The sequence below is a fragment of the Pseudomonas piscis genome (assembly GCF_009380155.1).
GTDB classification, from domain to species: Bacteria; Pseudomonadota; Gammaproteobacteria; order Pseudomonadales; family Pseudomonadaceae; genus Aquipseudomonas; species Aquipseudomonas piscis.
Genome location: NZ_WHUV01000003.1, coordinates 880,371 through 904,120, shown reverse-complemented (window position 1 = coordinate 904,120; position 23,750 = coordinate 880,371). Strand labels below are relative to the sequence as shown.

Genomic DNA, 23,750 nt, shown 5'->3' with positions numbered 1-23,750 from the left:
CAGGCTCGCCAGGTTACAGCCGCTCCAGGGCCAGGTTCAGGGCCAGTACGTTGACCACCGGCGGGCCGATCAGCGGCCGTTCGGTGTGCTCTGCCACCAAGGCTCGTAGCCGGTCGGCTGGCAGGTTGCGAGCCGCTGCAACTCGCGCCAGTTGATAGTCAATCGCCTGCGGTGGCAAGTGCGGATCCAGGCCGCTGCCGGAAGTGGTCAGCAACGCCAGGGGCACTGGGCCCTGCCCGTGCACCAAGAGCTTGTTGGCATCCTCGATCACCCGGGTCGCCAGCGCCGGATTGCTCGGTGCCAGGTTGCTGGCCCCGCTGGCCACCGTGGCAAAGGCGCCTGCGGAGGGGCGCGGGTGGAACCAGGCATCGCCGGCAAAGTCCTGGGCGATCAGGGCAGAGCCCCGCACCTTGCCGCTGTCATCGCGGACCAGGCTGCCATTGGCCTGGTCCGCGAACGCGACCTGAGCCACTCCAGTGACCACCAGCGGATAGGCCACGCCGGTGATCAGGGTCATCAACACGATCAGGCTCAAGGCCGGACGCAATACGCTAGACATTTCTCAATCCTCGATGGGTCAATCCCGGCCGCCTACACCAGGTGGGCGGCGGTCAGCAGCAGGTCGATCAGCTTGATTCCGGCAAAGGGCACCACGATGCCGCCCAGGCCGTAGATCAGCAGGTTGCGCCGCAGCAGGTGGGCGGCACTGGCGGCCTGCACCCGCACACCGCGCAAAGCCAGGGGAATCAGCACCACGATGATCAGCGCGTTGAACACGATCGCCGAGAGAATCGCGCTCTGCGGGCTGGCCAGGTGCATGATGTTGAGCACGCCCAGCTGTGGATAAATCGCCGCGAACAAGGCCGGCAGGATGGCGAAGTACTTGGCCACGTCATTGGCGATGGAAAAGGTGGTCAGGGCGCCACGGGTCACCAACAGTTCCTTGCCGATCTGCACCACGTCCAGCAGCTTGGTCGGATCGCTGTCCAGGTCGACCATGTTGGCCGCCTCGCGAGCGGCCTGGGTGCCGTCGTTCATGGCCATGCCGACATCGGCCTGGGCCAGCGCCGGAGCATCGTTGGCACCGTCGCCGCACATGGCCACCAGGCGTCCGTCGTTCTGCTCGTGACGGATGCGCGCCAGCTTCTTCTCCGGCGTGGCCTCGGCCAGCACATCGTCGACGCCGGCTTCGGCGGCGATGGCGGCGGCAGTCAGCGGGTTGTCGCCGGTGACCATCACGGTACGGATCCCCAGTTTGCGCAACTCGGCGAAACGCTCGCGGATACCGGGCTTGACCACGTCCTTGAGGTGAATCGCGCCCAGCAACCGGCCAGCGGCGCAGACCAGCAGCGGAGTGCCGCCGCTCTGGGCGATCTTGTCGATCTCGCGGGCCAGCGCCGGAGCCAGGTCATCGCGCTTGAGGCCAACGAAATCCAGCACCGAGTCCACTGCCCCCTTGCGGTAGGCCTGGCCACGATAGTCGACCCCGGACAAGCGGGTCTCTGCGCTGAAAGGCACGGCCACCAGCAGTTCGCTGCCCGGCTCGGGCTGTGGATAAAGTTCGCGCAGGTATTCGACGATGGACTTGCCTTCGGCCGTATCGTCGGCCAGGGATGCCAGCAAGGCGGCCTCGGCCATGTCCCCGGCGCTGATGCCCGGGGCCGGGTGGATGGCGCTGCACCGGCGATTGCCGAAGGTGATGGTGCCGGTCTTGTCCAGCATCAACACATGCACGTCCCCGGCGGCTTCCACCGCCCGCCCGGACTTGGCGATGACATTCAGGCGCACCAGACGGTCCATGCCGGCGATGCCGATGGCCGACAACAGGCCGCCGATGGTGGTCGGGATCAGCGTCACCAGCAGCGCCACCAGGAACACCAGCGGCAAGCTGCCATTGGCGAAATGGGCGAACGGCTGCAGGGTCACCACCACCAGCAGGAAGATCAGGGTCAGGCCGATCAGCAGGATGTCCAGGGCCACCTCATTGGGGGTCTTCTGACGCTTGGCGCCTTCCACCAGGGCGATCATGCGGTCCAGGGTCGACTCCCCGGGATTGCTGGTGATACGCACCAGCAACCAGTCGGACACCAGGCGGGTGTTGCCGGTCACCGCCGAGCGATCGCCACCGGACTCGCGGATCACCGGCGCCGACTCTCCGGTGATCGCCGCTTCGTTGACCGCGGCGATACCTTCGATCACTTCACCGTCGCCCGGGATCATTTCCCCGGCATCGACCCGCACCACATCGCCTTTGCGCAGGTTGGCCGCTGGCACCAGCTGGAAGCTGCCATCAGCCCCCCGGCGCCGGGCGCTCAGGCCTTCGCTGCCGGCCTTGAGGCTGTCGGCACGGGCCTTGCCACGCCCTTCGGCCAGGGCCTCGGCGAAGTTGGCGAACAACACGGTGAACCACAGCCACAGGGCGATCTGCGCGGCGACGAAAGTCGGCACCGCGGTGTTGGGCACCAAGCACAGCACAGTGGTGAGGATCGCGGTCAGCTCCACCACCAGCATCACTGGCGAGCGCTGCAGTTGCCGTGGGTCGAGCTTGACGAAAGCCTGGACCAGCGCCGGGCGCCACAGGGCGGACAGGCTGGTGGCCGACGACGGCGCAGGAGAATGCTTGGCCTTGGCCGCCGCATCGGCGACCTTGTTCGAGGCGGGAACATGCATATTCATCATCGGATCCTCAGAAGCCCATGCTCAGTTGTTCGGCGACCGGCCCCAGCGCCAGGGTCGGCAGGAACGTCAGGCCACCTACCAGCAAGATGGTCATGGTCAGCAAGGCCACGAACAGTGGGCCATGGGTGGGAAAGCTGTTCTGGCCTACAGGCGCGGTTTTTTTCAGGGCCAGGCTGCCAGCCAGCGCCAGCACCGGCAGGATGTAGCCAAAGCGACCGATCAGCATGCCCAGGCCCAGCATCAGGTTATGAAACGGGGTGTTGGCGCTGAAACCACCGAATGCCGAACCGTTGTTGGCGCTGGCCGAGGTGTAGGCGTACAGCAGTTGGCTGAAGCCGTGGGGCCCAGGGTTGCTGATCGCTCCTGCCGGTCCTGGCAAGCTGGCGGCCAGCGCCCCCAGCACCAGCACGCCGATGGGCATGACCATCAGGGTCAATACCAGCAGTTGCACCTCCCTGGCCTGGAGCTTCTTGCCCAGGTATTCAGGCGTGCGCCCGATCATCAGGCCGGCCAGGAATACTGCGATCAGCACGTTGAGCAGCATGCCGTAGAGCCCGGCGCCAACGCCGCCGAAGATCACCTCGCCCACCATCATGTTGATCAGCGCCACCATGCCGCTCAGCGGGTTGAGGCTGTCGTGCATGCCGTTGACCGAACCGTTGGAAGCGGCGGTGGTGGTCACCGACCACAGCACCGTGGCCGTGGTGCCGAAGCGCGTCTCCTTGCCTTCCAGCGGCGCTGTCTGCTCCACGGCCGGGTTGGCCAGTGCCGGGTTGGGCTGGTATTCGGCCCACAACGAGGTGGCGCCGCCGATCAGGAACAGCGCCAGCATGCAGGCGATGATGGCCCGGCTCTGGCGCATGTCCTTGACGTAATGGCCAAAGGTGAAGACCAACGCCACCGGGATCAGGATGATCGATACCAGTTCGAACAGGTTGCTCCAGGCCGTGGGGTTCTCGAACGGATGCGCCGAGTTGACCCCGAAGAAGCCACCGCCATTGGTGCCCAGTTGCTTGATGGCGATCTGGCTGGCCGCTGGCCCCAGGGGAATCACCTGGTCGTTACCTTGCACGGTCAGGGCGTCCACATAGTGAGCGAACGTCTGCGGCACGCCCTGCCAGACCAGCAGCAAGGCCAGCAGCAGGCACAGCGGCAACAGGCCGTAGAGGGTGGCCCGGGTCATGTCGGCCCAGAAGTTGCCCAGGGTGCGTACCGAACGCCGGCCGATACCCCGGCACAGGGCCACCAGCACCGCCAGCCCGGTGGCCGCGCTGACGAAGTTCTGTACCGTCAGGCCGGCCATCTGGCTGAAGTAGCTCAGGGACGCCTCGCCGCTGTAGGCCTGCCAGTTGGTGTTGGTCATGAAGCTGACCGCGGTGTTGAAGGCCAGGGTCCACTCCTGCCCCGGCAGGTGTTGCGGGTTGAGGGGCAAGTGGTCCTGGAACAGCAGGATGATGAACAACAGGACGAACCCGGCGAGGTTGAAGGCCAGCAAGGCCAGGCTGTACTTCTGCCAGCTCTGCTCCAGCTGGGGATCGACCCCGGCGATGCGGTAGCACACACGCTCCACCGGCCCCAGGATCGGGGTCAGCCAGGTACGCTGGCCCTCCATCACTTTGTAGTAGAAGCGTCCCAGCCAGGGTGCGGGCACCAGCACCAGCGCGAAGAAGGCGAGGATCAGCCAATAGTCATAACTGTGCATCAGCGTCGCTCCTAGTTCCGATTCGCGCACAACAGTGCAATCAGCAGGTAAACGAACAGGCCCACCGCCAGCAGCAACGACACCGCGTCCAGTATGTTCATGGAATGTCTCCGAGGTACGGCGATCGCCGCGAATGGCGACATTGTCCGCAGGCTGCCTGTAAAGGAACGAGAGCGACGGGGTGGGTGGGCCATAAAGAAAGCGTAAAGACTCACGCCATGGCCGCTCTGGCCCGGGCGAAGGACGATAGACCCTTGCCCCAAAGCGAGGCTGCCAAGCGCACCGGATTGCAACGCCCAAGACGGGCCGCGGTCGGGGAATATCCTCGATACGACGGTTTTCCGAACTTTGCGACGCCCCGTGGCCGCCTGGCACGACCGCTGCAACGCCCTGTCCCGGACCTTTCCAATCGTTCAGGACGCTATCGATGAACACAAGACTCAAGCCCACCCTGGGCACGCTGCATCTCTGGGGGATCGCTGTCGGCCTGGTGATTTCCGGGGAGTATTTCGGCTGGAGCTATGGCTGGGGCGTGGCCGGGACCCTGGGGTTCCTGGTGACCTCGCTGCTGGTCGCCTGCATGTATGCCTGCTTTATATTCAGCTTCACCGAACTGACCACCGCGATTCCCCACGCCGGAGGCCCTTTTGCCTACAGCCGTCGGGCCTTCGGCGAAAAAGGCGGGCTGATCGCCGGGCTGGCGACCCTGATCGAGTTCGTCTTCGCCCCACCGGCCATCGCCCTGGCCATCGGTGCCTACTTGAACGTGCAGTTTCCGACGCTGGACCCCAAGCACGCCGCAGTGGCGGCCTATGTCGTCTTCATGGGCCTGAACATTCTCGGGGTGAAGCTGGCGGCAACCTTCGAACTGGTGGTCTGCGTCCTGGCAGTCCTGGAATTGCTGGTATTCATGGGCGTGGTGGCCCCGGCGTTCAGCTTCAGCCACTTCGCCGCCAATGGCTGGGCCGGCACGGATCAGTTCGGTAGCGCAGCAGTTGCCGGCATGTTCGCGGCGATCCCCTTCGCCATCTGGTTCTTCCTGGCCATCGAGGGCGCGGCCATGGCTGCCGAGGAGGCCAAGGACCCCAGGCGCACCATCCCCCGGGCCTACATCAGCGGCATCCTGACCCTGGTGGTGCTGGCCCTGGGCGTGATGATCTTCGCAGGTGGCGTGGGTGACTGGCGCAGTTTGGCGAACATCAACGACCCGCTGCCCCAGGCCATGAAGGCGGTGGTCGGCAACAACTCCGGCTGGCTGCACATGCTGGTGTGGATCGGCCTGTTCGGCCTGGTAGCCAGCTTCCACGGGATCATCCTCGGCTACTCGCGGCAGTTCTTCGCCCTGGCCCGCGCCGGCTACCTGCCCGCCTCCCTGGCCGGGCTGTCGCGGTTCCAGACCCCGCACCGGGCGATCATCGCCGGTGGGCTGGTGGGCATCGCCGCGATCTACAGCGATGGCCTGGTCAACCTCGGTGGACTGAGCCTCACCGCAGCCATGATCACCATGGCCGTGTTCGGCGCCATCGTGATGTACATCATGAGCATGCTCAGCCTGTTCCGACTACGCCGGACCGAGCCCGGCCTGCCACGCAGCTTCCGCGCTCCCGGTTATCCGCTGGTCCCGGCCCTGGCACTGCTGCTGGCCGTGGTGTGCCTGGTGGCCATGGCCTGGTTCAATACGCTGATCGGCCTGGTCTTCCTCGGCCTCATGGGGCTGGGTTTCATTTACTTCCAGTGCACCGCGCAGTCGCGGGCCAATGCGCCGGCCGATGCCATGCTCACCGGACTCTAGAGACGCTGCCGGCCAGGCCGATCAGGCATACAATGGAACCCCTGCAAAACGTTTTGACTCAAAGCGTTACAAGCCGCTGCGGAGCGAACCTCGCTTCCGGCAGACGGCCTCATCAAGGAGAGCCCTATGCCCTGGTATGCCTGGTTGATTCTGGTGGTCGCTATCGGTTCGATCGTGGGTGGCCTGATGCTGCTACGCGATACCGCCAGCAAGGTGGAACTTACCGAAGAACAGCGCCGACGCGTGGCCGAACGCAATGCCGAAGCGGACGCCAAGGACGCCCGCGACCGGTGAATACATGGCCCCCTGCGCCTGCGGCGCAGGGGGCCATGGACTCAACTTTCCCACTCGGGCGTGGCGATCTGCAAACCATGCAGGCCCTGATAGGCCGCCCGTTCAGGCGAGCTCCAGCCCTCGAGTAACGCTGGCTCCAGGCGATAGACCTCGACCCCCAATGGCCGGCATACGCTGAGCGGGTCCTGCGCCTGTGGCCCCCACATCGGCAGGGACAAATCCCCGCCAGGGCAGGTCGACAAGGCGCAGAGCAGGTCGATTTCAGCAAAGAACTCCAGGTAATCGCCCTTGCCCGCCGGGCAGGCCTTCATGAAGTACAGGTCGTCGTGGTTCAGCCCTGTGCACTGGAAGATGTTCAGCACATCATGCACGTCGAACTCAGTCAGGCCGTGGGGCAGCACCGCCCGCGTCAGGTTGGAATGGCAGTGGTGGTGAAAATCCTCGCCGGTGAGCATCCGGTTCACATAGGGATCGCAGCGGGTTCCCAGCAAGTCATGCAGGCGCCCGCCATGCTCATCGATACCGTAATCGGCCAGGCTGTCATCGGTGATGGTCACCAGCGGCCGCAGGAACGGCAGGTTCGACCAGAGCCGATCGTGAGTACTGACATGCGCTCCCTGCAACTGCCGGGTTCGGGCCGCCCATAAGCGCTCGCGCGGATCGTGGGCATTCCAGACGTTGAAATCGCCCACCTGCGGACCATGGGGCGTGGTGACCCGGAACACATGACCGGCTGGCACCTTCCAGGCACGTCCCGTGCGGATCGGCACCTCGAAACTCTCGATCAACATGCGCTGGCCAGGGTTGGCCCGAATGCGCTCGTAGAAGGCCGTGTCCACTTGCAACGCCGAGCCCTTGCTGACCTGGTAGGCCGCGGGATAGTCCTTGTACATCGCTATGCTCCTCGTTCAATGACGCAAGGATGGATCGAACATGTTCAGCAACAGGCGCTCGGAATCATCCAGGTAACACGCCATGGCCGTTCCGGCCGACGCCGTGTCGCCGTCGGCCAGCCACCCATGGATCTGCCGGTCGCGCTCCAGCCAGGGGGCCTGGAACAGCGCCTCGTCTGGCGCGGTGCAAAACACCAGGCGCAGCTGCGCCACCACATTGGTGAAGAACTCGTCCAGCAATGGTGAGTCCAGCAACGCCACCACATGCTGGTGAAAAACCAGGCCATGGGTACCGACGGCGCGCCAGTCCTCTCGGTCCCTGGCCAGTTCGGCCGCCTCGATAGCATCGAGCATACGGCCCGACTGGCACTCGCGCAGCGGCCTGGCGCTGGCGATTGCCTGCAACTCCAGGGTCCGGCGCACCCTGAACAGATCGCGCAGATCGTCCCTTTCCAAGCGGCGGACCATCACTCCCTTGTGGCGCACATAACGTGTCAATCCCTCCTGCCCGAGGCAATGCAACGCCTCGCGGATAGTGTTGCGCGAGGCGTTGTAGCTACCGGCCAGTTCGTTCTCCACCAGGGGCATGCCGGGCAAAAGACGACCGCCGATGATGTCTGCACGCAGTTCCAGGCGAATCTGATCCGCCAGGGATAAACCAACGTTCATGAAAAGGCCTCAGGATTGTTCAACAATAGATGAGTGATCAGGAACCACTTATCGTGCCAACTCACCTGACTATGCTTGGCATGGAAACCTGTCGCCAAGCTGTAGCAGCCAGCCAAAGCAGGTGCAGAAGTGGATGTGATCTGCTGAACCCTGGTTAAAATAGTGGCCTTGTTGCGGAGGTTTCCCAGATGCGTTATTCAACAGACCACAAAGCCCAGACCCATAAACGCATCATCAAGGAAGCCTCGGAGCGATTTCGTCGCGATGGTATAGGGGCAACAGGCTTGCAACCCCTGATGAAAGCCCTGGGCCTCACCCATGGCGGCTTCTACTCCCACTTCAGCTCCAAGGACGAACTGGTGGAAGAAGCACTCTGCTCTGCCGCCCAGGACCTCGATGCTCATTGCGCCAAGCTGTTCGCCCAGGAACATCCCCTGCAGGCATTCATCGACAACTACCTCTCCGAATGGCACCAGGAGTCACCACACCTGGGCTGTCCGCTCCCGACCATGAGCTCGGAGCTCGGCCAGCGCGGCCAACCCAGCGCCACCACCGACGCGGTGCTCAAGGCCAGGCTCGCGCAAGTGGAAGCGACCCTGGATGGCGAAGACAAGGCCAAGCGCAGCCTGATGATCATGTCGACTCTGGCAGGTGCGCTGATGCTGTCGCGCAGTGTGGAAAATCCACAACTGGCTGCGCAGATACTTGAAGTGGTACGCGAAGGCTTGAAGGAACAGGAGCGGTAACGGCAACCGCTCCGTTGCGTGCTTATTTGTAACGGGCTGCCGCGCTGCTGCGTGAGAGGTTGGGGGCCAGGGCCAAGCGCGCCGCCACCATGGCCTGCCAATCCGCGGCATCGGGCAGCGACGGCAGGGTAATCAATTCCCGCTGATCGAAACCACTCAAGGCCGCATCGACCATCTCCCCCGCATCCATCACCATTTCTGCCGGGATAACCGATACATCAAAGCCCGCGCGCTGCCAGATTTCGGTACGGGTGACTCCGGGCAGGACGGCCTGGACTTGGACCCCGGTGTCTTTCAGTTCCGCCTGCAGGGATTGGCTCAGGCTTAATACATAAGCCTTGGTGGCGCTGTAGGTCGCGTTGAAACGTTCCGGCAGCAGGGCCACCACGGAGGCGATATTGATGATCGCCCCTCGCCCCGCCGCAGAAAAGTTGGCGGCTGCGGCGCCCGCCAAACGGGTCAGGGCCACCACATTGAGCTGGATCATCTGCTCCATCTGATCCAGGTTCGCAGCAGCCAGGGGGCCATCGGCCGCGACTCCGGCATTGTTCAGCAATAGGCTGATGTCCCGGTCATTGCGCAGACGGCGCTCGACCTCGAGCAGATCGCTTCTGGAGGTCAGGTCGGCTTGCAAGACCTCGACCTGCACCGAATGGCTGGCTTGCAGATTATTAGCCGCGACATGCAGACGCTCCTCATCCCGGGCCACCAGCAACAAGTCAAAGCCTCGCGCCGCCAAGCGCTCGGCATAGACCGCGCCAATACCGGATGAAGCTCCCGTGATCAAGGCCTTGCCTTGGGAACGAACCGAACTCATAGCTGCACTCCTGACGATGAATGAACCTGATGGGCATTCGCGATCCTGCAAGGTTGGCGAATTAAATATTACACATATAATATTTCCATTGTTTCATGGAAAAAATCTACCTCGCCGATGAGGATTTGACCTCGAGGCCATCCTTTCTGAAGGCGAAGGCCGATCAATGATCGGCTTTCGTCTTGAACGGGCCGCCTCAGTTGACCTGGAGCTTGTCTCGGTTGCGCTCGAGGATGGCCTTGCCGATTCCCTTGACCTCCAGCAGTTCATCCACTGAAGCGAAGGGGCCGTTTGCCTCGCGATAACTGACTATCGCCCTGGCCTTGGCCTCACCTATGCCAAGCAGTTCGCGCTGCAAGAGGGTGGCATCGGCAGTGTTGAGGTCGAGCCTGGTTGAATTGGAGGTGGAATGTTCTACCACTTCGGTGGCGGCTTCCTGCACCTTGGCGATCGGTGCTGCCTGGGTGGCGAGAGAAAGGCTGGCCAGCAATGCAAAAGCCAGGGAGGAGAAATAAGGATTACGCATAATGACGCTCCATGACATCGAGAAGGAAAGCAGCTTTTCCAAAGCTGCCCTCCAAACCTAGGAGATGCATGGAGCAAGTCAAAATCGGGAGAGTTACCGCTTGTGTAGATTCAGGGTTTGAGGCGCTGTTGCTGATAAACCCAATCGACTATTTCTCCGTCAGGTGTGTAACCGCTGACGGTCTCGCGCAAGAGCTGGCGAACTCGTGAATAATCATCGTTATCCAGTGCCACCAGGAGTTCGCCGAGCTTGATCTTGAGTGCATCCCAAGACAAATGATCCTCGTTGGCGCTCATGATCATTGGGTGCTGGGTGGCCACGACGTTGTCGCCAATCAGCAACTCTTCGTAAAGCTTTTCACCAGGGCGCAAACCGGTGAACTCAATAGCAATATCTCCATGGGGGTTCCTTTCCGAACGAACACTCAACCCGGAAAGATGAATCATCTTCTCTGCCAGTTCGACGATTCTTACCGGTTCACCCATATCCAGCACGAAAACATCCCCCCCCTGCCCCATCGAACCAGCCTGGATGACCAGTTGGGCAGCCTCCGGGATAGTCATGAAATAACGGGTGATTTTCGGATGGGTAACCGTGAGCGGCCCCCCGGATTTGATCTGCTTATGAAACAGCGGGATGACCGAACCTGACGAACCCAGCACATTGCCGAAGCGGACCATGGTGAAACGGGTTTTATTGACCCGTGAAATCTTCGATGAGTCGTTGAACAGCACGGGGGCCAGTTCCTTGCTCAGCGCTTGCAAGGTGAGTTCCGCCAGGCGCTTGGTACTACCCATCACATTGGTTGGCCGAACGGCTTTGTCGGTGGAAATCAGCACGAAATTGGCGACCCCCGATTGCAACGCGGCCTGGGCAGTATTGAGGGTGCCCATGACATTGTTGAGCACACCTTCGGCGATGTTGTGCTCGACCATCGGAACATGCTTGTAGGCCGCGGCGTGATAGACCGTATCGACATTCCAGGTACCCATCACGCTCAAAAGCTTTTCATAGTTGCGCACCGAGCCCAGGATTGGCAGCAACTTCACTGGCAGGGACTCCCGGGACAGGCGCTGCTCCAACTCTGCCAAGATGTTGTAGAGGTTGAACTCGCTATGGTCGAGCAGTATCAGGGTGGTCGGGCGCAAGCTCAGGATCTGCCGACACAATTCGGAACCGATGGATCCACCAGCCCCCGTCACCAGAACCGTTTGCTCCTTGATGCAATGAGCCAGCAGGTCGCCCTGGGCAGGAACGGCGTCCCGCCCGAGCAGATCGGCAATATCCACCTCTTGGATATCGTCGACCTTTACCCGACCACTAGCGAGGTCCATGAAACCCGGCACGCTCCTGACATGGAGGGGGAAGCCTTCCAGGAACCCCAATATCTCCCGACGCCGGCTACGACTGGACGAAGGAATGGCCAGCAGGATTTCTTCTGCCCCGGTGTCATCGATCATTTGCTGCAGGTGTTTGGGTTTGTATACCTGGAGCCCGGCGATCATCCTGTCGGCGATGATGCTGTCATCATCGATAAATGCTACAGGACGCATCACACGCCCCAGGCGCAGAGCTGCAACCAATTGATTACCGGCTGCCCCCGCGCCATAAATGGCCACTTTTGGTAAACCATCATCCCGATTGGCAAATGGCACATGCTGGGCTGTGGTAAACCAATCGCCCAGAAAGTACTGACGCATGAGCAGCCTGAGCCCTCCGATCATCACCATGCTCAACCACCAGTAGTTGAACACTATGGAACGAGGTACCACGGTCTGATGATTGCTATAGATATAAACGACCAGCGCCAGAACCAAAGCTGCCAGTGTCACTGCTTTTACAATGGCGATGAGTGCATCATTGCCAAAGTAACGCATGACGGCACGGTACATGCCAAAGCGGATGAACAGCGGAATGGCAATGATCGGAGCACTGAGAAATAGCCAGAGATGCACTACAAAAGGATTGTTCAGCTCATCAAAACCCAGCCTGACAACGAACGACATCCACAACGCAACCCATACCAGCAAAACGTCGGCGATGACTTGCAGGATTCTTTTTTGTCTGCGTGGAAGCCTTAGCAGACGCGTTCTTATTTTATCCATAATCCTTTTTAGAACCTCGACCCCTAGTCACAACCTACATTACACATTGATAGACAGCACTCATCTGGTGTTGCAGAGCTGACTCATCTCAGTTGGCCTTTTCTAACTCACCCGCATGAAATCTGACGGCAAGAGCGAGCAACGGCAAATAAGCCAATACCGTGCCAATCATACCATTCAGGCCCCACAGACCTACGCATACGGCTATGGGGAACAACCACAGTGCATTGATCACCAGAACCGCAAGGGTCACTGGTAGATGCCGGCCATATCGGCGGGAGGCAAACTGATAAGCATGACTGCGATGCGCTTCGTAAACCTTGTCTCCTCGCAGTAATCTGCGCATCAAGGTAAAGGTTGCATCAACGATGAACACGCCCAGGAGAATCAACCATACCCAGAAAAACTTCGAAGAAGTCCAGGCTGCCTGGATAGAAAGTACACCGAGAACGAGGCCAAGGAATCCACTACCTGCATCTCCCATGAAGATACGTGCCGGGGGGAAGTTCCAGTAAAGGAAGCCCAGCACTGCCATGGTCAGGAGCAGTGGCCCCCAGATCAAGGATGTATCACCAGCCGCCCAATAAATAACGCATGCACCAAGGCAGGTAGTAACAGCCTGGACGCTGGCAATGCCATCAATACCATCCATGAAGTTATATAGATTGAGCACCCATACCAGATAAAGAACAGCGAAGGCATGGCCGAACCAAGAAAGGTTGAACGTTCCACCCAGCAACTGAATCGGTGGAAAGCCACCCAACCAGGCCAAAGCCCAGATAGCAGCCGAGAAATGGGCCAATAGTCGCCAGCGCGCCGCGATATGACCATGATCATCCAGAAAACCAACTACGGCTATAAGCGCTCCGCTACCCCATAATGCCCATATGTAAGACCAGGGCATCTCAACAACTCCGCCTAAAAAGGGAATAGCAGAGAGAAAACTCAGGACAATAGCTACACCGCCTCCTCTCGGAGTCGGGACTGAATGGGAACTACGGTCGTTGGGAATATCCATGAGACTGCGCGTCAGCGCATAACGTCGCAGCACCCACGTTAGTAAAAGTGAAGCACCGAGCACTACCAACATCAACCAGCTGATTGCCATCTAGACTTCTAATCCTTAAAAAAACAGAGCATTAACTGAACACCCACCATTCATTAACAATGAAAAAACACACAACCACTAACAAATATAATTCAGGTATGTTTCTCAAGAAAATTACTGGCTGTAACACCAAGTGCTGAATCCACACTTAATGGTGGCTTCCAACCTAATAACTCACGATTCTTGGCGATATCGACCTGGAGTGAACCACAGAGACGCTGCGAAAGAGACTTTTTGCCCAGCAAAAATGCTGCAAGTTTTAAAAACAAACTCGGAACAGGTAAAAGTCGAGCGGGCTTATTCAATGCTTGAGCCATCTTCTTCAGTAACAGAGTCGTTGAAAGATCATCACCATCACTGACGAGGAACGTCTGGTTGGCAGCTTTGGGGTGATCGATACATGTAACAACAAGATCCACCAAGTTATCCAAAGCCACTAGGCTACGACTGTTATTGATCGCACCAAAAGGCAACGGAACACCCTTGCTCAACCATTTCATCATGCTCAAGAAGTTTGCCTTGACCCCAGGACCGTAAACGAGAACAGGGCGAACGATCACCACCTCCATCCCGGTCTGTGAGGCAATGCTCATGAGTCCCAGTTCCGCCTCCAGCTTGGAAATACCATAAGGATCCACCGGAGCTGGTTCAGAATCTGCGGTATAGGGGGTCCCGAAGGTTTCTTCACCATTGACCTTGATGGAGCTAATGAATATGAAGCGGCGAACGCCCTTGGCTGCAGCTTGCCGGGCCAAATTCAGCGTCCCCTCTACATTCACTTTCCGAAACGATGCAAGAGGATCTTTGGAAGATTCATGCATTACATGGACACGAGCGGCAGCATGTATGACCACTTCGCAATCCAGCAGCGATTGACTCCAGTCCGTAGCTCCATCGATTTGCTCGATCAGAGCACTGGTAACAGCAGCTCCAAGTGCTTGCATGGGCCTACGTAATGCGAGGGTCAAATCGTAAGTCGAGAATTTGGCTAAACGCTCATGAAGAGCGGCTCCCACAAAACCGGATGCTCCTGTCAAAAGAATCCTGGTCATTTCCTAGCGTATCCTCTCAAACCCGCGCTACAGACGATGCCTGAAACACTCAAAAGCTGGCATTATGCGCCTACAATGCACCGAGGAGCTACATTTCCCCTCAAAAATCCCTCACCACTGATCCTTAATCCGCAAACCGGTCAGTACAGCCTGCCCCCCAATAAGCTACAACAGGCGTAAACTGCAAAACCCACAACGAAAGCTCAAACTACAAGTACAAAAAAACCACACCCATCTATTGAATTGGTATGGCAAGAAAAAATACCTAAATGTCCCAGAATAGCGAGAGGCTCTGCTCTAGCAACTCCGCAAGAGCAATTGGAAAGTAGTTCCTTCCTTATTGAAGCTTGAAGTCTCTCAGAGTCAAAACTTAAAAATCATTACCCTCTTCCTCATTAACCCGATCCCTAAGCTCCTTGCCTGGCTTGAAATGCGGAACAAACTTCCCGTCCAAGCTGACCGACTGACCTGTCTTCGGATTTCGGCCCACCCTCGGAGCACGGTAGTGAAGCGAGAAACTACCAAACCCCCTGATTTCGATCCGATCACCGGTAGCCAAACACTGAGACATTTGCTCAAGCATAGTCTTGATGGCCAACTCGACATCCTTGGATGACAGCAGCCCTTGATGGGTGACAATTCGTTCGATCAACTCCGACTTCGTCATATTTTTCCCTTCTTTTTCAAGCAGCTAGGTCAGTGCTTAGAAGGTTTTAGCATGCCTAGAAGGTTTTGAACAGCCCACCCTCATCGAGCAATATAAACGAGACGCATCTGTAACAATCGAAAATCTTAGCGACACATAACGAGCATTGTCCTCGTCACATACCCTGCCGGGTTCCAGCCAAAGGGATAATCGCCTTCCTCATCTTTCGCATCGCTGGATTTGCTGATGACCTTATAGCCACTGGCATCGCACTCACGCACAGCCCGCTCATAGCACCTATTCCAATCCGAGCCCAATCCAGAACAATCGATTTCTATACCAGTGGCTCCACGAATCGCGTGGGTTTTTACGCTGGCCTCACAACCAACCAAAAACAACATCAAACCAACAATCATGAACCTGCTCATACTCCTCCCTAGGCCAGGCTTCGTGCTACCTGAGTCACCCAGCGAAAACCAAGACTCTTACATGCCCCCCTTAAGAGACCGCTGATTGCACTCCTTGGTTTCCCCCCAAGATAGCTCTACTGATTTCCAGGCACAAAAAAGGGCGACCGAAGTCGCCCTTTTTTTGGTGAACCAGAACTTAGTTCTGCTTCTCCATCTGTGCACGCAGCAGGTCGCCCAGAGTGGTAGGACCAGCAGCGATATCCGAGGTAGCTGGCTTGTCGCGCAGGCTCTGGATAGCTTCTTTCTCGTCTTCAACGTCTTTCGACTTGATAGAGAGCTGGATTACACGGCTCTTACGGTCAACGCTGATGATCTTGGCTTCAACTTCTTCGCCTTCTTTCAGGACGTTGCGCGCATCTTCGATGCGGTCACGGCTGATTTCAGAGGCTTTCAGAGTAGCTTCGATATCGTTAGCCAGGGTGATGATGGCGCCTTTGGCGTCAACTTCTTTTACAACACCCTTAACGATTGCGCCTTTATCGTTCTCTTGTACGTACTCGGAGAACGGATCGCTTTCCAGCTGTTTGATACCCAGGGAGATACGCTCACGCTCTGGGTCAACCGACAGGATAACGGTGTCCAGCTCGTCGCCCTTCTTGAAACGACGTACGGCTTCTTCGCCCACTTCGTTCCAGGAGATGTCGGACAGGTGAACCAGACCGTCGATGCCGCCGTCCAGACCGATGAAGATACCGAAATCGGTGATCGACTTGATGGTACCGGAGATCTTGTCGCCCTTGTTGAACTGGCCAGAGAAGTCTTCCCATGGGTTGGACTTGCACTGCTTGATGCCGAGGGAGATACGACGACGCTCTTCGTCAATGTCCAGAACCATAACTTCCACTTCGTCGCCAACTTGTACGACTTTCGAAGGATGGATGTTTTTGTTGGTCCAGTCCATTTCCGAAACGTGTACCAGACCTTCAACGCCTTCTTCCAGCTCAGCGAAGCAGCCGTAGTCAGTCAGGTTGGTTACACGAGCGGTAACGCGGGTGCTTTCTGGGTAACGAGCCTTGATGGCAACCCATGGGTCTTCACCCAGTTGCTTCAGGCCCAGGGAAACACGATTGCGCTCGCGATCGTATTTCAGAACCTTGACATCGATCTCGTCGCCAACATTGACGATTTCGGAAGGATGCTTGATACGCTTCCAAGCCATGTCGGTGATGTGCAGCAGGCCATCGACGCCACCCAGATCGACGAATGCGCCGTAATCGGTGAGGTTCTTGACGATACCCTTGACTTGCTGACCTTCCTGCAGGGATTCCAGCAGAGCTTCACGCTCGGCGGAGTTCTCGGCTTCGAGGACGCTGCGGCGGGAAACGACAACGTTGTTGCGCTTCTGGTCGAGTTTGATGACTTTAAACTCGAGCTCTTTGCCTTCCAGGTGCGTGGTGTCGCGCACTGGACGGACGTCAACCAGAGAACCTGGCAGGAACGCACGGATGCCGTTAACGTCGACAGTGAAGCCGCCTTTAACCTTACCGTTGATAACGCCCTTGACCACTTCTTCGGCTGCGAAGGCTGCTTCCAGAACGATCCAGCATTCAGCGCGCTTGGCTTTTTCACGGGAGAGCTTGGTTTCACCGAAGCCGTCTTCAACCGAGTCCAGAGCAACGTGAACTTCATCACCAACATTGATGGACAGCTCGCCAGCATCGTTGTAGAACTGCTCAAGCGGGATCAGCGCTTCAGACTTCAGACCAGCGTGAACGGTTACCCAACGCGCTTGGTAGTCGATGTCGACGATAACACCGGTGATGATGGAGCCTGCCTGAAGGTTCAGGGTTTTCAGGCTTTCTTCAAAGAGTTCCGCAAAGCTTTCGCTCATTTTAATTCCTGTTGATAAGGGCGAAGATTCCGCCCATCTGCCACATTCCAGACAATGTGGGTTACGTTCATATAAAAGAAAGATCGCAGGACTATGACTGGTCCCCTACGATCTTCCTTGTTCACCCGGCGATATCGCGAAGGGCGATTTCGCTCAAGATGCGTTGCAACACCTGATCGATGGACAACTCCGTGGAATCCAGCTGTATGGCGTCAGCCGCCGGCTTGAGCGGGGCGACCGCTCGCTGGGTATCGCGCTCATCACGCGCACGAATCTCATCTAGCAGACTCGACAGACTAACACCATCGACTTTCCCCTTCAACTGCAAGTAGCGGCGACGCGCACGCTCCTCGGCACTAGCGGTCAGGAAAATCTTCAATGGTGCATCGGGAAAGACCACTGTCCCCATGTCACGACCATCGGCGACCAGCCCCGGCAATTCGCGAAAGGCCCGTTGACGCTGCAGCAGAGCATCCCGTACCGCCGGCAACGCAGCGACCTGGGAAGCCCAGGCGCCGACCTGCTCGTTACGCAGGTCGTCGGTCACATCGTCGCCTTCGAGAATGATCCGCTGCGGATGGCTTTCGGTAGCGCCCAGGAACTGTACGTCCAGATGAGCCGCCAGAAGCTTGAGCGACTCCTCGTTGGTCAGGTCGACCCCATGGTTGCGGGCAGCGAATGCCAGCAGCCGATACAAGGCCCCGGAGTCCAGCAGGCACCAGCCCAGATGCTCGGCCAGCTTGCCAGCGATGGTGCCCTTGCCCGAACCGCTTGGCCCATCGATGGTGATTACAGGCGCCTTGCTCATCACGACTGGGCCTCTTGGGCAACACGGATGCCGACCTGGGCGCACAACGCTAGGAAGTTCGGGAAGGAGGTGGCGACGTTGGCGCAGTCATGGATGCGAATCGGCGCATTGGCGCGCAACGAGGCCACACTGAAGGCCATGGCAATCCGGTGGTCGCCATGACCATGGACCTCGCCACCACCAATCTGGCCACCATCGATGATGATGCCATCCGGGGTCGGCTCACATTTCACACCCAGGGTCAGCAGGCCGTCGGCCATCACCTGGATACGGTCGGACTCCTTGACCCGCAGCTCTTCCGCGCCACGCAGCACCGTACGCCCCTCGGCACAAGCGGCCGCGACGAACAGTACCGGGAACTCGTCGATCGCCAGCGGGACCAATTCCTCCGGGATCTCGATACCCTTGAGCCTGGCTGCGCGCACATGCAGGTCTGCAACCGGTTCGCCACCCACTTCACGCTGGTTTTCCAGGCGAATGTCGGCCCCCATCAAGCGCAGGATGTCGATGACTCCGGTACGAGTCGGGTTGATCCCGACATGCTCCAGCACCAGCTCGGAGCCTTCGGCGATCGAAGCGGCCACCAGGAAGAAGGCAGCGGAGGAGATATCCGCCGGCACCTCGATATGGGTAGCCTTGAGCTTGCCACCGGAGGCCACCGAGGCGGTCGCTCCTTCGACATCCACCGAATAACCGAAGCCGCGCAGCATGCGCTCGGTATGGTCGCGAGTCGGCGCCGGCTCGGTCACAGTGGTCTTGCCTTCGGCGTACAGCCCCGCCAATAGCAGACAGGATTTCACCTGGGCACTGGCCATCGGCAAGGTGTAGGTCAAGCCCTTGAGCTTGTGACCGCCACGGATCACCATCGGCGGGCGACCTTCGGCCGCGGTCTCGATCACCGCGCCCATCTCCCGCAACGGGTTGGCCACACGATTCATCGGACGCTTGGACAGCGAAGGATCGCCCGTCAGGGTGCTATCAAAATCCTGCGCAGCCAGCAGGCCGGAAAGCAGGCGCATGGACGTACCGGAGTTGCCCAGGTAGATCGGGCCAGGTGCCGGCTTCAAACCGTGCAGCCCCACCCCATGAATGGTCACCCGGCCGTGATGCGGCCCCTCGATGACCACACCCATGTCGCGGAAAGCCTGCAATGTAGCCAGCGCATCCTCACCCTCGAGGAAGCCTTCCACTTCAGTGGTGCCCTCGGCCAGGGAGCCGAGCATGATCGAGCGGTGGGAAATCGATTTGTCACCTGGAACACGAATCCGCCCACTCAGGCGGCCACCAGGATTTGCCAGGAAAATCAGATCGTTGGAGTTCATAGCGTCCACATAGGCCCGGCGGGCCAGGATTTTACCGAAATGCTCGCGGGCTACCCGGGCGCGAGTGAATACGCCCAACAGCTGATGCCCGTCCCCTGCATCGACCGCGTCGCGCAAGGCGTCGAGGTCATTGCGAAATGTATCGAGTGTGCGCAGGACCGCTTCGCGATTGGCGAGGAAGATGTCATGCCACATGACCGGGTCACTGCCGGCGATTCTCGTGAAATCGCGGAACCCGCCCGCAGCGTAACGGAAGATGTCCAGATTTTCACTGCGCTTGGCCAGCGAATCGACCAGCCCGAATGCCAAAAGATGCGGTAGATGGCTAGTTGCAGCCAGGACCTCGTCATGCCGCTGGACCTGCATATGTTCGACATCTGCCCCCAATTCGCGCCACAAGCTGTCGACCAGCGCCAGCGCCAGCGCATCCGTCTGCGCCAACGGCGTCAAGATCACCTTGTGCCGACGAAACAACTGGGCATTGGAAGCCTCGACACCACTTTGCTCGGAACCGGCAATCGGATGCCCAGGCACGAAGCGCGCCGGCATACCAGCAAAAGCCTCGGTCGCCGCCCGCACCACATTGCCCTTGGCGCTGCCGACATCGGTCAACACCGCCTGCCCCAGATCCATGCTCGCCAACTTGGCCAGCAATTTTTCCATGGCCAGGATCGGCACCGCCAGCTGGATCACATCGGCGCCCTGGCAAGCCAGGGCCAGATCCTCTTCGCAGCGATCCACCACCCCAAGCTCCACGGCCAATCGACGGGACTGCGGATCCAGATCAACGCCAACCACTTCGCGACAGATGCCACTTTCACGCAGCCCCTTGGCAAAGGAGCCGCCAATCAATCCCAGGCCGATCACCACCAGGCGACCGATCATAGGCACAGCAGATTGCACTGGAATGACATCAACCACGAGCCATGACCTTGGCCAAGGCCTCGAGGAAGCGAGTGTTTTCCGCCGGCAAGCCGATGGTCACGCGCAGGTGGTTGGGCATTGCGTAGTTGGCCACGGGGCGCACGATCACCCCTTCACGCAACAACCCCTGGAATACCGGCGCGGCTTCGCGCCCCAGGTCAACGGCAATGAAGTTGCCCCTGGACGGGATCCAGCCCAAGCCCAGCTCGCGGAACCCCGCTTCCAACTGCTGCATGCCAGCCTCGTTGAGGCGGCGGCTTTCAGCCAGGTAGTCATCGTCCTGCAACGCTGCGCAAGCCGCTGCCAGGGCCAGGCTGTTGACGTTGAAGGGCTGGCGCACGCGATTCAGCACATCCGCCACTACCGCGGTAGACAAACCATAACCGACCCGCAGCGCTGCCAGGCCGTATGCCTTGGAAAACGTCCGCGAGACCAGCAGGTTCGGGTAAGCCGCCAGGAAATCCAGGCCATCAGGCAGATCACTGCCTTCGGCATACTCGATGTAGGCCTCGTCCAGCACCACCAGCACATGGGCCGGTACGTCCTGGAGAAACTCGTCCAGCGCCTCGGCATCGAACCAGGTGCCTGTCGGGTTGTTCGGGTTGGCGATGAACACCACCCGGGTCTGCGCATCGATGGCCTTGAGCATGGCGGACAGGTCGTGCCCCCAATCCTTGGCCGGCACTACCCGCGCCTCAGCCCCGACCGCCTGAGTGACGATCGGGTAGACGGCAAAGGCGTGCTCGCTGAACACCGCGTTCAGGCCTGGGGCCAGGTAGGCGCGAGCGACCAGCTCGAGAATGTCGTTGGAGCCATTGCCCAGGGTCACCTGCTCGATCTCGACGCCACAGCGCTCGGCCAACAGGGACTTGAGCGCGAAGCCGTTGCCATCCGGGTAGCGGGTCAGCTCGGCCAGCTCTTCGCGAATCGCCGCAAGCGCCTTCGGACTGGCACCCAGCGGATTTTCGTTGCTCGCCAGCTTGACGATGGTGGCCGGATCGATATCCAGCTCACGGGCCAGTTCGTCCACGGGCTTGCCCGGAACGTACGGCGAAAGTTGTTGCACGCCTGGCTGCGCCAGGGCGAGGAAGTCGCCACTCATTGTTAAATGCCTCAGAGAACCGCTTTCGGGTAGGAACCCAGCACCTTGAGTGCCACTGCTTCCTGGCTGATCTTCTCCAGCACACCCTTGACCAGCGGGTCGCGGTGGTGGCCGACGAAGTCGATGAAGAATACGTAGGTCCATTTGCCACTGCGCGAAGGCCGGGTCTCGATCCGCGTCAGGTCGATGCCATTGTCATGGAACGGCACCAGCAGCTCGTGCAACGCACCTGGCTTGTTGCTCATGGAAACGATGATCGAGGTCTTGTCGTCACCAGTCGGCGGCACTTCCTGGTTGCCAATCATCAGGAACCGCGTGGAGTTGTCCGGACGGTCCTCGATCTTGTCGGCCAGGCGAGTCAGGCCGTAGAGGCTCGCCGCCATGTCGCCGGCAATCGCCGCGGAGTTCCACTCGCCCTTGACCCGCTTGGCGGCCTCGGCATTGCTCGATACCGCGACCCGCTCCACATTCGGATAGTGGGCGTCCAGCCACTTGCGGCACTGGGCCAGCGACTGGGCATGGGAGTAGATACGGCTGATGCTGTCGGTCTTGGTGTTCTCGCCCACCAGCAAGTGGTGGTGGATACGCAGCTCGACCTCGCCGCAAATCACCATGTCGTGCTCGAGGAAGCTGTCGAGAGTGTGGTTGACCGCACCCTCGGTGGAGTTTTCCACCGGTACCACGCCGAAGTTCACCGCACCGGCCGCCACTTCGCGGAACACCTCGTCGATGGCCGCCATCGGCTTGCTGATCACCGCATGCCCGAAATGTTTCAGGGCCGCAGCCTGGGTGAAAGTGCCCTCGGGCCCCAGATAGGCCACTTTCAGCGGCTGCTCCAGCGCCAGGCAGGAAGACATGATCTCGCGGAACAACCGCGCCATTTCCTCGTTGTCCAGCGGCCCCTGGTTACGCTCCATCACCCGCTTGAGGACCTGGGCCTCACGCTCGGGGCGATAGAACACCGGCACCTCGCCTTCGGCCAGGGAAGCCGTCTTCACCCGGGCCACTTCCTGAGCACAACGCGCGCGTTCACTGATCAGCTCCAGGACCTTCTCGTCCAGGGAGTCAATGCGCAGGCGCAAGGCCTTGAGTTCTTGCTCAGACATCAGCCATGTTCCTTCTCGAACTCCGCCATGTAAGCCACCAGAGCGTTGACCGCATCGAGGCCCAATGCGTTGTAGATGGAGGCACGCATGCCGCCTACCGAACGGTGGCCCTTGAGATTGAGCAGACCACGAGCATCCGCGCCGGCCAGGAAAGCCTTGTCCAGGCGCTCGTCGGCCAGACGGAACGGCACGTTCATCCACGAACGGGCGTTGACGCTGATCGGGTTGGTGTAGAAGTCACTGTTGTCGATGAAGCCGTACAGGGTGTCTTTCTTCGCCTTGTTGCGCTGCTCCATGGCGGCAACGCCACCCTGCTCCTTCAGCCACTCGAAGACCAGGCCCGAGAGATACCAGGAATAGGTGGCCGGAGTGTTGTACATCGAGCCGTTGTCGGCAGCGACCTTGTAGTCGAGCATGGTCGGACAAGCGCTACGGGCGCGGCCCAGCAGGTCTTCACGAACGATCACCACCACCAGGCCGCTCGGACCGATGTTCTTCTGCGCGCCGGCGTAGATCATGCCGTACTGCGACACATCGGCCGGACGCGAAAGAATGTCGGAGGACATGTCGACCACCAGAGGCACATCACCGGTCTGCGGCACCCAGTCGAACTGCAGGCCACCGATGGTTTCGTTGGACGCATAGTGCACGTAGGCCGCGTTGGGGGTCAGCTTCCACTCGTTCTGGCCCGGAATGGCCAGGTAGTCGTAAGCCTTGGCGCTGGCGGCGATGTTGACGGTGCCGAAGCGACGGGCTTCCTCGATGGCCTTCTTCGACCAGATACCGGTCTCGACATAGTCGGCCGTGCCGTTTTCCGGCAGCAGGTTCAACGGGATCTCGGCGAATTGCTGGCTGGCGCCGCCCTGGAGGAACAGCACCTTGTAGTTGGAGGGGATGGACATCAGCTCGCGCAGGTCCTGCTCGGCTTTTTCGGCGATGGCCACATAGTCGTCGCTACGGTGGCTCATTTCCATGACCGACAGGCCCTTGCCGTTCCAGTCCAGCATCTCGGCCTGGGCGCGCTTCAGCACCGCTTCAGGAAGCGCGGCAGGGCCTGCGCAGAAGTTAAAGGCTCGTTTGCTCACATCCACTCTCGCTCTGCTTCATTTATGAAGCGGGGCGATCATGCTGATCGCCCCGCCGGGTTATTGCGCTGGG

The 23,750-nt window shown here is 59.6% G+C and carries 22 protein-coding genes; 3 read left to right on the top strand and 19 right to left on the bottom strand.

Annotated features, from left to right (window positions below; all coding sequences use genetic code 11):
- Positions 1 to 13: 13 nt before the first annotated feature.
- From kdpC to GDH07_RS21185, 4 genes are read right to left on the bottom strand one after another with little or no spacing between them, the layout of a single operon-like run.
- Positions 14 to 559 carry a potassium-transporting ATPase subunit KdpC gene (kdpC, locus tag GDH07_RS21200; RefSeq protein ID WP_152898784.1) on the bottom strand — a complete coding sequence of 182 codons (546 nt, stop codon included), beginning with the start codon at positions 557 to 559 and terminating at the stop codon, positions 14 to 16.
- Between the two features lie 32 nt (positions 560 to 591).
- Positions 592 to 2,676: a potassium-transporting ATPase subunit KdpB gene (gene kdpB / locus GDH07_RS21195; RefSeq protein ID WP_103324902.1), complete on the bottom strand. Its 2,085-nt coding sequence runs from the start codon at positions 2,674 to 2,676 to the stop codon at positions 592 to 594.
- 10 nt (positions 2,677 to 2,686) lie between these two features.
- The gene (kdpA, locus tag GDH07_RS21190) at positions 2,687 to 4,381 is read right to left on the bottom strand and encodes a potassium-transporting ATPase subunit KdpA (protein ID WP_152898783.1); all 1,695 of its coding nucleotides are present in this window, start codon (positions 4,379 to 4,381) and stop codon (positions 2,687 to 2,689) included.
- An 11-nt stretch (positions 4,382 to 4,392) separates the two neighbouring features.
- The gene (locus GDH07_RS21185) at positions 4,393 to 4,482 is read right to left on the bottom strand and encodes a potassium-transporting ATPase F (RefSeq protein ID WP_022640106.1); all 90 of its coding nucleotides are present in this window, start codon (positions 4,480 to 4,482) and stop codon (positions 4,393 to 4,395) included.
- Between the two features lie 326 nt (positions 4,483 to 4,808).
- Here GDH07_RS21185 and eat point away from each other — a divergent pair, with 326 nt between their 5' ends.
- Positions 4,809 to 6,173 (top strand): ethanolamine permease, encoded by a 1,365-nt coding sequence (gene eat / locus GDH07_RS21180; protein ID WP_152898782.1) that lies wholly within the window; start codon positions 4,809 to 4,811, stop codon positions 6,171 to 6,173.
- A gap of 126 nt (positions 6,174 to 6,299) precedes the next feature.
- Complete coding sequence (locus tag GDH07_RS21175) at positions 6,300 to 6,467, top strand: DUF2897 family protein (RefSeq protein WP_022640108.1); 168 nt, start codon at positions 6,300 to 6,302, stop codon at positions 6,465 to 6,467.
- Positions 6,468 to 6,508: 41 nt separating this feature from the next.
- Here the strand turns inward: GDH07_RS21175 and GDH07_RS21170 are convergent, their stop codons facing one another.
- Both GDH07_RS21170 and GDH07_RS21165 read right to left on the bottom strand, forming a co-directional pair.
- Positions 6,509 to 7,360 (bottom strand): urea carboxylase-associated family protein, encoded by an 852-nt coding sequence (locus tag GDH07_RS21170; RefSeq protein ID WP_022640109.1) that lies wholly within the window; start codon positions 7,358 to 7,360, stop codon positions 6,509 to 6,511.
- A 15-nt stretch (positions 7,361 to 7,375) separates the two neighbouring features.
- Entirely contained in the window at positions 7,376 to 8,029 is a 654-nt protein-coding gene (locus GDH07_RS21165; RefSeq protein ID WP_152898781.1) for a GntR family transcriptional regulator, read from the bottom strand.
- 188 nt (positions 8,030 to 8,217) lie between these two features.
- Here GDH07_RS21165 and GDH07_RS21160 point away from each other — a divergent pair, with 188 nt between their 5' ends.
- A complete protein-coding gene (locus tag GDH07_RS21160; protein ID WP_152898780.1) occupies positions 8,218 to 8,775 on the top strand; it encodes a TetR/AcrR family transcriptional regulator in 558 nt (185 codons plus the stop codon).
- A 22-nt stretch (positions 8,776 to 8,797) separates the two neighbouring features.
- Here GDH07_RS21160 and GDH07_RS21155 read toward each other — a convergent pair whose 3' ends face one another.
- The 13 genes from GDH07_RS21155 to serC form a co-directional block, all read right to left on the bottom strand.
- Entirely contained in the window at positions 8,798 to 9,592 is a 795-nt protein-coding gene (locus GDH07_RS21155; protein ID WP_152898906.1) for an SDR family NAD(P)-dependent oxidoreductase, read from the bottom strand.
- A gap of 196 nt (positions 9,593 to 9,788) precedes the next feature.
- The gene (locus GDH07_RS21150; protein WP_152898905.1) at positions 9,789 to 10,118 is read right to left on the bottom strand and encodes a ComEA family DNA-binding protein; all 330 of its coding nucleotides are present in this window, start codon (positions 10,116 to 10,118) and stop codon (positions 9,789 to 9,791) included.
- Positions 10,119 to 10,228: 110 nt separating this feature from the next.
- Positions 10,229 to 12,223, bottom strand: a complete 1,995-nt coding sequence (locus tag GDH07_RS21145; protein ID WP_152898779.1) for a polysaccharide biosynthesis protein — start codon at positions 12,221 to 12,223, stop codon at positions 10,229 to 10,231.
- A gap of 88 nt (positions 12,224 to 12,311) precedes the next feature.
- Positions 12,312 to 13,331: an MraY family glycosyltransferase gene (locus tag GDH07_RS21140; RefSeq protein ID WP_152898778.1), complete on the bottom strand. Its 1,020-nt coding sequence runs from the start codon at positions 13,329 to 13,331 to the stop codon at positions 12,312 to 12,314.
- Between the two features lie 92 nt (positions 13,332 to 13,423).
- Positions 13,424 to 14,383, bottom strand: coding sequence for a UDP-glucose 4-epimerase family protein (locus GDH07_RS21135; RefSeq protein WP_152898777.1), 960 nt, complete (start codon positions 14,381 to 14,383; stop codon positions 13,424 to 13,426).
- 370 nt (positions 14,384 to 14,753) lie between these two features.
- Complete coding sequence (ihfB, locus tag GDH07_RS21130) at positions 14,754 to 15,050, bottom strand: integration host factor subunit beta (RefSeq protein ID WP_152898776.1); 297 nt, start codon at positions 15,048 to 15,050, stop codon at positions 14,754 to 14,756.
- A 125-nt stretch (positions 15,051 to 15,175) separates the two neighbouring features.
- On the bottom strand, positions 15,176 to 15,457 hold the full coding sequence (locus GDH07_RS32570; RefSeq protein WP_152898775.1) for a hypothetical protein: 282 nt from the start codon (positions 15,455 to 15,457) through the stop codon (positions 15,176 to 15,178).
- Between the two features lie 178 nt (positions 15,458 to 15,635).
- Positions 15,636 to 17,330: a 30S ribosomal protein S1 gene (rpsA, locus tag GDH07_RS21120; RefSeq protein ID WP_058435296.1), complete on the bottom strand. Its 1,695-nt coding sequence runs from the start codon at positions 17,328 to 17,330 to the stop codon at positions 15,636 to 15,638.
- Between the two features lie 121 nt (positions 17,331 to 17,451).
- Positions 17,452 to 18,138 (bottom strand): (d)CMP kinase, encoded by a 687-nt coding sequence (gene cmk, locus GDH07_RS21115; protein WP_053133198.1) that lies wholly within the window; start codon positions 18,136 to 18,138, stop codon positions 17,452 to 17,454.
- Positions 18,138 to 20,345 (bottom strand): bifunctional prephenate dehydrogenase/3-phosphoshikimate 1-carboxyvinyltransferase, encoded by a 2,208-nt coding sequence (locus GDH07_RS21110; RefSeq protein ID WP_152898904.1) that lies wholly within the window; start codon positions 20,343 to 20,345, stop codon positions 18,138 to 18,140. Before GDH07_RS21110 ends, cmk begins: the two co-directional genes overlap by 1 nt.
- 28 nt (positions 20,346 to 20,373) lie before the next feature.
- A complete protein-coding gene (hisC, locus tag GDH07_RS21105) occupies positions 20,374 to 21,486 on the bottom strand; it encodes a histidinol-phosphate transaminase (RefSeq protein WP_053133201.1) in 1,113 nt (370 codons plus the stop codon).
- An 11-nt stretch (positions 21,487 to 21,497) separates the two neighbouring features.
- Positions 21,498 to 22,592: a prephenate dehydratase gene (pheA, locus tag GDH07_RS21100; protein ID WP_022640122.1), complete on the bottom strand. Its 1,095-nt coding sequence runs from the start codon at positions 22,590 to 22,592 to the stop codon at positions 21,498 to 21,500.
- Positions 22,592 to 23,677 carry a 3-phosphoserine/phosphohydroxythreonine transaminase gene (gene serC / locus GDH07_RS21095; protein ID WP_103325837.1) on the bottom strand — a complete coding sequence of 362 codons (1,086 nt, stop codon included), beginning with the start codon at positions 23,675 to 23,677 and terminating at the stop codon, positions 22,592 to 22,594. Before serC ends, pheA begins: the two co-directional genes overlap by 1 nt.
- Positions 23,678 to 23,750: the final 73 nt, after the last annotated feature.